Source organism: Paraburkholderia sp. BL25I1N1, from assembly GCF_003002025.1.
In the GTDB taxonomy this organism is placed as follows: Bacteria; Pseudomonadota; Gammaproteobacteria; order Burkholderiales; family Burkholderiaceae; genus Paraburkholderia.
In genome coordinates, this window is sequence record NZ_PVZB01000023.1 from 129,937 (window position 1) to 138,596 (window position 8,660).

An 8,660-nucleotide genomic window follows, 5' to 3' on the forward strand; every position below is an offset into this window, starting at 1 on the left:
CTCCAGTGACATTTACGAGCCCATCAATTCTTGCTTGCCGCGAAGTTGTGCAGCCGCCGGCTCGATCGGCGAACCGTCCTTTCCGTGGAAAGGGCCGACCGCGAAACCGTACTTCTTCAGCAGGCTGTGTGTGTACGAGACGGACCACACGGGCGGGCTGCCGATGATGAAGTCGGACGCAATGCCTTCCTGCCAGGCGGAGTAGCCTTCGGCGAAACAGGTATAGCAGTCGCGCGTGGTCGGCAGCCGGAACGGGAACGCGGTGTTGAGTCCGGCCGGCCCACGCGCGAAGCACTCAATATATAGCGTATGTCCGCGTGACGCGAGTTCGGCCTCGACGCTCGCCGCCCGCGGGTGGGAGTCGTCGATCCAGAACTGCGCGCGCCTGAGATCGGCCGCGGTGAGGTAGGGCACGCTGGTGCTGCTCGCCAGAATCGCGCCGTCGAAGTCCGGCAGTGGGGTGTCTGGACTGAAGGTGTGCACGGAGACGCGCGTTTTACCGAGCAGGTCCGATGCCATCAACTCCCTCGCTTGCTCGGTGAGCAGATTCACCTTGTCCGGCAGATCGATCAGAACAAGCTCGCGCGGCGCATCTTTGTAGAGCGCGTATTTGGCCACCGTCGTGCCGAGCCGGCCAGCCGCGCCGAATAGAGCAAGCGTGGTGTTGCCGAATTCGAGGTCGAGTTCATTGCAGCAGTGCATGGCCCAGTCTTTCAGCATCGCGGCAGTGGCGGCGTGGCCCGTGGTGATATGCGGCGGTTTGATGTCGCGCGGCAGGGCTCCGTAGTTGCACGCATAAGGCGTGGAGGCGCCCATCGCCACCATGTTCAGGCCGGCCTGTCTTGCCAGCTCCAGGGCCGGGAAAAATTGCGTCTCGCGAAATCGCTTGATGCCGCGCGGGCTGCCGAGCCACATTTCGAGCGGCACGGGGCAGGCGATATTGGCGCCGATGATCTGCGATCCCGAATAGATGGGTGAGGCAATGAAAGGCCTGGTGTTCCAAAGTTCTTCTTCGAATGACGCATTTCGATGCTTCACATTGTGAAACGAAAAGGAAAGGGTTTCCCAGTCGGTCGCGTGAAAGAGAAACCCGACGCCGCCTTGACCGGCCGGCAGGTTATCCCGGATCTCGTCCGGGGGGATGGTGTGCTTAAGTTTTAAGGCGCCCGTTTGAAGTTGACGACCCCCGATTTGCCCGTCGGAATAGGTCTGTATTTCGTGGTGAACAGAAGTTTTCATTTGTTTTTCCCTTTGATTGAAACTCGCGTTGGACGATCAGCGCGACAAAGTCGACTGGCGTGTTGGATGGTCGACCCTTCAACTCTAGAGAAAACTGATGCGGTGTGCGCGTCTGTTGCTTCGCATTGCCGAGAATGGACATCTGCGGCGGTCGGGCCCGGTAGATTTTTCCAACGAGAAGATGCGATGGCCAAACGGGCCGGAGAAGGCGGAATCTTTCCGTTGGAAAATTTCGGGCCGCCGTATGAACGAGTGGCGTCACTGAGTTCGGCGCTTCGCCGGAGCACGCGAGCCAGTCGGTCCGCACCTCGTGGGCACGTTTGAGCGACGCGCCCATGAAAGCGTGGGCGGCAAGACTTGCTTCACATCCTCCCTTCGTGCGGCGTGCTCGCCCCATACCAGCGTACCGGATCCGCATGCGTTTCGACCACGTTGATGCGGTGCTCCAGATCGACCAGATCGGCCGAGGACGCCAGATAGGCGTCGCGTTCGTGGTCGTCGGTGTTGATCAGCAAGGCGCTCAGTTTCTTCGCAAGCTCAGTGAACATGATTTTCTCCAGTCCGTGTTGCGACGAGCGTTGCGATCCGGCTATGGGAGCTGGCGTTGCCCGTCGATGGAATGAAGCTTAGGCGCGAAGAATGAGCCGGAAATGAGCGCGTGAAACCGGCGAACCGCAGTTCGGCCTTGGGTGAATTTTGGACTGGAATGCCTGCGGCGCCGGCCGAGGCTGGGGGATTTATTCGGCACTGCTGGGCGGGCGCGACGTCGCGATAAACGTGTTGATCGCGGCGGCCAGCGCGTGCGGGTATTGATACATCATCGCGTGGCCCGCCGAACGCACCACGAGCAGTTGCGCATGCGGAATCTGTTCGGCGAGCGCTTCCGAGTTCTGCTTCGGCAAGACCTGATCGTCGGCGCCCGTCAGGATCAGGGTGGCGAGGCGGACGTTTTTCAGCGCCGCAGCGGCGGCCTCGTCACCGGCCCAATCGTGCAGCAACGCGGACTGCCCCTCGGTCACGGTCGCGGACATGGCGGGCGGCTGATAGCCGGCCGGCTGGAACATATTCCGACGGAAGCACCGCTGCGCTGCATCCACGGCGTTGGGCGGAAACAGGACCCGCATGACGTCCATGAAAGTGGTGCCCGCTTTGCCTGACAGGGTGGCTTCGACCCCCGGCGTCACCGGCACGCCGAGCGATCCCGGCGCGGGCGCGCTCATGAGGACGATGCGCCGCACGGCGAGCGGCGCATCGAGCGCGAGTTGCTGGGCAATGGCGCCGCCCATCGACCAGCCGACGAAGGTGACGTCGGAGAGTCGCAGCGTGTCGATCAGCGCAGCCGCGTCGAGCGTCATGTCCCGCATCGTAAAGCTCGATGCAGCCGGTTCGGAGCGGCCGATGCCGCGGTTGTCGAAGACGATGACTTCGTGCCGTTTGGCGAGATCGGTCAGAAAGGCCGCGTCCCATTCCGCGACCGTCGCGCGAAAACCGGTTTGCAGCACGATCGGCGTGCCGTGGCCGAAACGGTAGTACGCGATGTCGCCGTTGACCGTATGGGCGATCTGCTCGCGAGTCGACGGTTTGTGGTCCGGGCGATCGGCAACGACAGGGCAGGCCTTTTCGTTCGCGAAGTGGACGGTTTTCGCTTCGACGAGCGCGGGCTGCGTGGCGCCGAATAGCGCGACCAGCGACGTTGCGGCGACGAGCGCACGTAGGCGCGTCATGACGCCGGGCCTTTGCCGGCTTCGCCGAGCATCACGGTCCAGCCGAGCCCGCGGACATTGCGAATCACCGAGAGGCCGAATTTCTTGCGCACCGAATGAATCAGCACGTCCACCGCGTTGCTTTCGACCTCTTTGCCCCAGCCGTACAAACGGTCCTCGAGCTGTTCGCGCGACAGGATCGTGCCGGGGCGTTCGAGAAACGCGAGCATCAGCGCGAATTCGCGTGCGGACAGCACGGTTGTTGCGCCGTTGCAGGTCAGCGTGCGCTTGTCGAGATCGAGGCTCAGCGATTCGTCGCCGAGACGCGACGATGCGTAGCCTGCTTTGCGCCGCAGCACCGCACGGATGCGGGCGAGCAGTTCGGGGACGTCGAAAGGTTTGAGCAGGTAGTCGTCGGCGCCGACATCGAGACCCTGTACGCGCGAATCGAGATCGTCGCGGGCGGTCAGGATCAGCACCGGGACCGCGTTGCCGGCCGCGCGCGACGACTTCAGCAACTCGATGCCGCTCATGCTGGGCAAGCCCAGATCGAGCAGCACGACGGTGTATTCGGCATTGGCCATCGCGTCGCGCCCGGCGACGCCGTCTCTCACCCAGTCGACGCTATAGTCGGCGTCCTTGAGTGCACGCAGCAGACTTTGACCAATCTGCAGGTCGTCTTCAACAAGGAGAACTCTCATGATCGTCCTGTCGGCAACAGTCAGGTTGTGCCTGACTCGCAGCTCGCGCGCGCATGGCCGGACCACGGTAAGCGGGCGATTGAATGATAACCGATGCACGCTCGGCGGCATGATCCGGCGTGCCGTTCCGGACGAACGGATGAGAAGTCTTGTGCGTGCCGACGCGAGCGTGGACGCGGAACGATTCGAGGACTTCGCTGGGCGCGAAGCGCTGAGGTGGAGGGGACTCGTGGCGTGCCGACATCCCGCTGGCGTTGATCTGGATACACGAGCGCGCCCGCGCCGATCCAGATTTCCTTCGACGCGGTGATGACGATCTTGCCGTCTGTGCTGGTGATGTCCTTCAGGGCCGCGAGCGCCATCTGGTCGCTCTGCGCCTGGATATCGACCTTGCCTTTCGCGGCGACCAGTTTCAGCCCAAGCTGGTAGGCGAACACCGAGATCGCATCGCGCACCGACGCGAACAGTGAGCGCCCGGACGACACGCTCACGTCGCGGCCCGCTGTCACTGCATGATCCTGCCCGCTCACGATGTACGTTCCCCGCGTGGCGGTCATGCGGATGCCCGCCGCGCTCGCAACGACAAGATCGGGCCGCGTCATTTCGGGAAACGGATTTTCACGCCACTGGGCGGTGCCGCCCCGGATCGCGTCGAGCTGCGCCATGTTCTCGTGTTGCGCGCGCGCCTGCGTCAGGCGCTGCACCATCTCGCCCATGTCCTTGGCGGGCGACTGCGCACCGCTGCGCGTCTCGATGGTCACCGGCATGCCGTGGTTGCGCAGCACGCCCATGCAAATACCCGTGTCGTGGAAGCGACCCGAGAACGTGAAATCAGACGACGCTGGGTATAAGGCTGCAACCGCATGTGGCATGGTGGCCCTGACGCGCGACGGGGACACCGTGGTCCGTGATCCTGTCGTCGCCCCCAATGATGACGTTGGGCACGACCTCAGGGTGGAGCGGATAGGTCACTTCGTCGCCCTTCGGGCCACGCGCACACCGCCATAGCGCATGACTTCTGAGGCGGTGATAACTTCGCCGCCGTGGTCGGTGGCGTCACCGAGTCGGATGAGATCACTCATGGAAATGTCCCTTCGTTATTGTTTGCACGATCCGCGTATCAAGCCGACTCTATCGAGACGCTGCTTGGCGAGGTTGAGCTTCATTTCACCTGCAACCCATCCAGGCAAACTATCAGCCTTGTCCAAAATATCACTTTCCATGCGAGATGCGACGTCTAGATACGAAGCGGAAAAGTTCACACAGACGGCTCCGCTTTTAGATTTCACGTCTAGCATCTGGCGGTTTATTTTCTCATTTATATCCGCGATACCTTTATCGTAACACTGTTGAATTATCATTCCGCATCCGGCCTCGCAGTTCAATCGATCATGCCTGGTGCGATTCATGCATTTTGGAAGGCATCTGCATTGCATGTTTTCGCGAACGTATTGGAGGTGTTGGCGAAACACGGTGCAATAGAAATAAAAATATTCTTAATGTCCATATTCTTTACTTTGGTTTCAACAAATCCGTCCGCACGACGCAATAGTACGGCGTGCACATAGGCGAATTTTTACGGAAGATCAAACCGAGCCGCTTGGGCGGCATCACGATAGTGTGCAACCGCACTTCGCTCCAAATGCAGCACCGGAAAACATGCAGCAGATACATCTGGAATTGCGTAATAAAGAGAGATTGATCCGTTGCCCTCCGGGGAGAAGGTAATTGGATAATTAGTTACTGCTTGTTCCCAATCCGAGTTCGCAAGGCACGACTGATTACTTGAATTTTCTCTTCGATAACTTGTTTTCGCGGATTCCGCAAGCTCCGATCGTAAAAACAAGTGATGATCTCGAGAAATCGCAATATTGTAAATGGCGTTTAAATTCAATCGTTCTCCGCTAAACCTTTCAAAGGCAATCCCATAACGATATGACGATGGGTGAACGCCGTCGCACATCATAGAGCCAGAAACTTCTATAACAATAATTTTTTTGGTATCTATCGTTTTCCTAAAAGCGGCCGTATAGGTTCCGATAGATTCCATTCCTTCGGCGTTTTCCATGCAATATTTCGCATCTAACCGCACGCGAGCGCGGAGTGCCACAAGCGAACGGTTAAGTCCTGACGATACATTCCGAACTGTCGGAATGGGGTCAATGCTTATTGAACCTTCTGCATGCGCGCAAAATGCCACCCCGATGGCTAAAAACAACACTGCAATGGAAAGTTTCATTTCATGGTCCTACTTTATGTATAGCGTTGAGGGGTGAAATCCACGTACATTTGTACTTGCTCGGGATATTCACCCCATGCTGTGTGCGGATGAGAGACAATCCGCTGTCGCCGGTAAGTCAGCGTAGTATGTACATTGGTGTCCAAGGAGTCGCTTCGATACCGCAAAAGAAATGCGGCATACTGTTGCCTTTCGTCATATCCGGCTCCGCCCCCGTTCACCAATACCGAGACACGACCGATCGTCGTCGAGGTTATGCCTTCGTCGGCCATCCGTAGAATATTTGTTGTTCCCATAAAGTGCTTCCAGAACAAGAAGAATCCGCCGCTCTCACATACATTCCAACTATCGGAGCCAACCAAATCAGGATCATAACGAGGATGCCATCGTCTGAGGTCCTGATGTATATGTCCGCTCGCATCTGTCGTTGGTCCTGAAGACCAGTAATGCATTGAGGTCGTCGTAATTCTAGAGTCCGTGTAATGGCCGGAACTGTTGTCGGGGAATCCCCTATATTTTCCGTAATCGGCGTACAGCGACGGCCAAGTAAGCTGCATCACGCCGCGACCATAAAATGCCCTGTAATATTGAACATTTCCGGTTGAACCCTGCCCAATATTATCCTCTACGGCGGTCCTGAATAATCCTGTCTCAATGTAGCATTGAGACAAAAATGCAATCTGTCGGTCCGGTGTCGTGACACAATATTTCCTGAACGTCTTGTTAAGGGCGGCATATTTAATCGTTCCGTCGGTCAACCGATTATGTGCGGTCTGCCAGTCAATAGTGTATTGCGCATTATTCGGCCCGTGCTTTCTGGGGATAAGTTGTGTCAGTTCGTCGAGGCTTAACCAGCCGCAACTTCTGAAATGCCGGATAAACGCCGTCGGCGGAAAATGCCAGACCTCATCGGCATGCGGAAAATCAGGATCGCTGACGTCCTCCCAAAACGCCAGATCGCGCGCGTGATCCACCAGCTTGCTAAAAGCTGCGTCCGATAACGGACTGGTCAATGCCTCATGCGGACTCCTGAGCCAGTTGTATCGCGCCTCCAGTCCGTCCCGGCTCCATTCCGAAGGAAACTTGCAGACAGCGTGAGCAAGGCGCTGATGAACCGCATCGACACCCAGAGCCCCGACAGCGTCGGCGTGGGTGACATGACCGGAATGATTGACGTCCAGCCACCGCTTCACAGTCGGTGAATCGCACAGGCTGTCGGGTGTCGGATCATCGTTGATGAAGTTCCAGCCGGCCCACTCCGGGAAATCGGCGTCGCTATAGGCGCGCACGCCTGCCTTGGACAGGTTGATCCATCCATCACCGTCTGGCGTCTTCACTTTCCGCCAGTGATTGAAGCGCGCGCCGGCGGGCAGTTGATCGTTGATGCAGCGTCCGAAACGGATCATCTCGAAGATGGCGCTCGGAGAGGCCACAGCCATGCCTGGAGCAATTGCCGACAGAGAATCGTCTGTAAAGCGTCCGTGAAGGGCGTTAGCACGCTGATACAGGTTGTACTCTGCCTCTCTTTCCGCGGGCATTGCACCGCACACGGACCAGCTCAAATCCGCATTCTGCCTGTAGGTCGTCAGCGTGCAATCCTTCTCGTAATGCATGCGGACGACAAGCTCGCAACTGGTTCCCGTCGGCACGAGAGACGGCTGGGGGTGCAACGTCGCGACAGGCGGCGCGCTGTCGTCATCACGGAAAGGGTGTGGTTCGCTGGCAAAGAGCTTCGCACCGCGAGGAATGAAGAACCAGCTGTCGCCATAGACCGCATCGGTACGAGCCGGGGTGCTGCCCAGCGGCCCGGGGGCGCGCCCGATGAACTTCCTCAGGTTCGCCTCGTTGCAGACGATCTCGAAGTGGATCTGCGGAAACTGCCCGTAAATCTGGCCCGGTGTGCCCAGGATATCCTTGCGATAAACCTTCTTGCCCACGGACAGCGACGACAGCGCGGCCTGGAGGTGCATGTACACCGAGTAATAGGTGACCTTCGCGTTGTCGCCTTCGCCAATTTCCGTATCGTGCCGGATGACGACACAGCCGTCGTCCGTACGCACGTTGCGGTACTGAAGCGTCGGCTTATGGGTCGTATCCGTCTGGCGCACGTACACGATTGTGCCGTCCGCGATGGCGCGCACGGAAGTGACCTGATTGCCGTCGAGCGGGGCTTTCAGATGCGCACCGCCATGCCAGCCAAGATTGAAGCTGACCGGATAGGCGCCGTTGCCCGGCGCACATTCGAGCATGTTGGCGGCACACACATCATCGTCGGGTACGACCGTGTTGCCCGCATCCGCTGTGGGCATTGCGTCATTCTGCTGCGGGTGGGCTGCTGAAAGAAAGGGCGGGCTGATAATCATAGGTCTGTCAGGAGGGAAAGTTACAGCGAATGGATGTAGTCATCAGTGGGCGTACCCGATCCGAACGGAGGGAAGCTCGGTATGCGAGCGTCTGCGTCCTGCACATCCCAACGCCCCTTCTCCAGAATCACCCCCGGCGAGCCGTTGATAATCCCGCTACCGTTGATCTGGATATACGACCCACCCGCGCCGATCCAGACTTCCTTCGACGCGGTGATGACGACCTTGCCGTCCGTGCTGCTGACCGTGATGTCCTTCAGGGCGGCGAGCGCGATCTGGTCGCTCTGCGCCTGGATATCGACGCGGCCTTTCGCGGCGATCAGTTTCAGCCCAAGCTGGTAGGCGAACATCGAGATCGCACCGCGCACCGACGCGAACAGTGAGCGCCCCGACGACACGCTCACGTCGCGACCTG

Annotated in this window: 8 protein-coding genes and 2 pseudogenes; all 10 read right to left on the bottom strand. The window is 58.9% G+C overall.

Annotated features, from left to right (window positions below):
• Window positions 1-12 precede the first annotated feature (12 nt).
• Window positions 13-1,239: a hypothetical protein gene (locus B0G73_RS29660; protein ID WP_106284727.1), complete on the bottom strand. Its 1,227-nt coding sequence runs from the start codon at window positions 1,237-1,239 to the stop codon at window positions 13-15.
• 362 nt (window positions 1,240-1,601) lie between these two features.
• Window positions 1,602-1,787, bottom strand: coding sequence for a DUF3563 family protein (locus B0G73_RS29665; protein ID WP_106284728.1), 186 nt, complete (start codon window positions 1,785-1,787; stop codon window positions 1,602-1,604).
• Window positions 1,788-1,976: 189 nt separating this feature from the next.
• Window positions 1,977-2,963, bottom strand: coding sequence for an alpha/beta fold hydrolase (locus tag B0G73_RS29670; RefSeq protein WP_181196670.1), 987 nt, complete (start codon window positions 2,961-2,963; stop codon window positions 1,977-1,979).
• Window positions 2,960-3,643, bottom strand: a complete 684-nt coding sequence (locus tag B0G73_RS29675) for a response regulator transcription factor (protein ID WP_106284729.1) — start codon at window positions 3,641-3,643, stop codon at window positions 2,960-2,962. Before B0G73_RS29675 ends, B0G73_RS29670 begins: the two co-directional genes overlap by 4 nt.
• 241 nt (window positions 3,644-3,884) lie before the next feature.
• A pseudogene (locus B0G73_RS41445) lies at window positions 3,885-4,431 on the bottom strand (DUF2345 domain-containing protein); the annotation flags it as partial.
• 43 nt (window positions 4,432-4,474) lie between these two features.
• Window positions 4,475-4,725: pseudogene (locus tag B0G73_RS29685) on the bottom strand (PAAR domain-containing protein).
• Between the two features lie 15 nt (window positions 4,726-4,740).
• A complete protein-coding gene (locus tag B0G73_RS29690; RefSeq protein WP_106284730.1) occupies window positions 4,741-5,004 on the bottom strand; it encodes a hypothetical protein in 264 nt (87 codons plus the stop codon).
• 215 nt (window positions 5,005-5,219) lie between these two features.
• Window positions 5,220-5,882: a hypothetical protein gene (locus B0G73_RS29695; protein WP_106284731.1), complete on the bottom strand. Its 663-nt coding sequence runs from the start codon at window positions 5,880-5,882 to the stop codon at window positions 5,220-5,222.
• Window positions 5,883-5,896: 14 nt separating this feature from the next.
• Window positions 5,897-8,245: a M23 family metallopeptidase gene (locus B0G73_RS29700; RefSeq protein WP_106284732.1), complete on the bottom strand. Its 2,349-nt coding sequence runs from the start codon at window positions 8,243-8,245 to the stop codon at window positions 5,897-5,899.
• Window positions 8,246-8,265: 20 nt separating this feature from the next.
• The coding region (locus tag B0G73_RS29705; protein WP_146144248.1) for a DUF2345 domain-containing protein at window positions 8,266-8,660 on the bottom strand (395 nt) is incomplete at its 5' end.

Bases quoted from the DNA above. Each gene is read 5' to 3' on its own strand.
- B0G73_RS29695 (WP_106284731.1), bottom strand. From the start codon at position 5,882: ATGAAACTTTCCATTGCAGTGTTGTTTTTAGCCATCGGGGTGGCATTT.
- B0G73_RS29675 (WP_106284729.1), bottom strand. From the start codon at position 3,643: ATGAGAGTTCTCCTTGTTGAAGACGACCTGCAGATTGGTCAAAGTCTG.
- B0G73_RS29660 (WP_106284727.1), bottom strand. From the start codon at position 1,239: ATGAAAACTTCTGTTCACCACGAAATACAGACCTATTCCGACGGGCAA.
- B0G73_RS29690 (WP_106284730.1), bottom strand. From the start codon at position 5,004: ATGATAATTCAACAGTGTTACGATAAAGGTATCGCGGATATAAATGAG.
- B0G73_RS29665 (WP_106284728.1), bottom strand. From the start codon at position 1,787: ATGTTCACTGAGCTTGCGAAGAAACTGAGCGCCTTGCTGATCAACACC.
- B0G73_RS29700 (WP_106284732.1), bottom strand. From the start codon at position 8,245: ATGATTATCAGCCCGCCCTTTCTTTCAGCAGCCCACCCGCAGCAGAAT.
- B0G73_RS29670 (WP_181196670.1), bottom strand. From the start codon at position 2,963: ATGACGCGCCTACGTGCGCTCGTCGCCGCAACGTCGCTGGTCGCGCTA.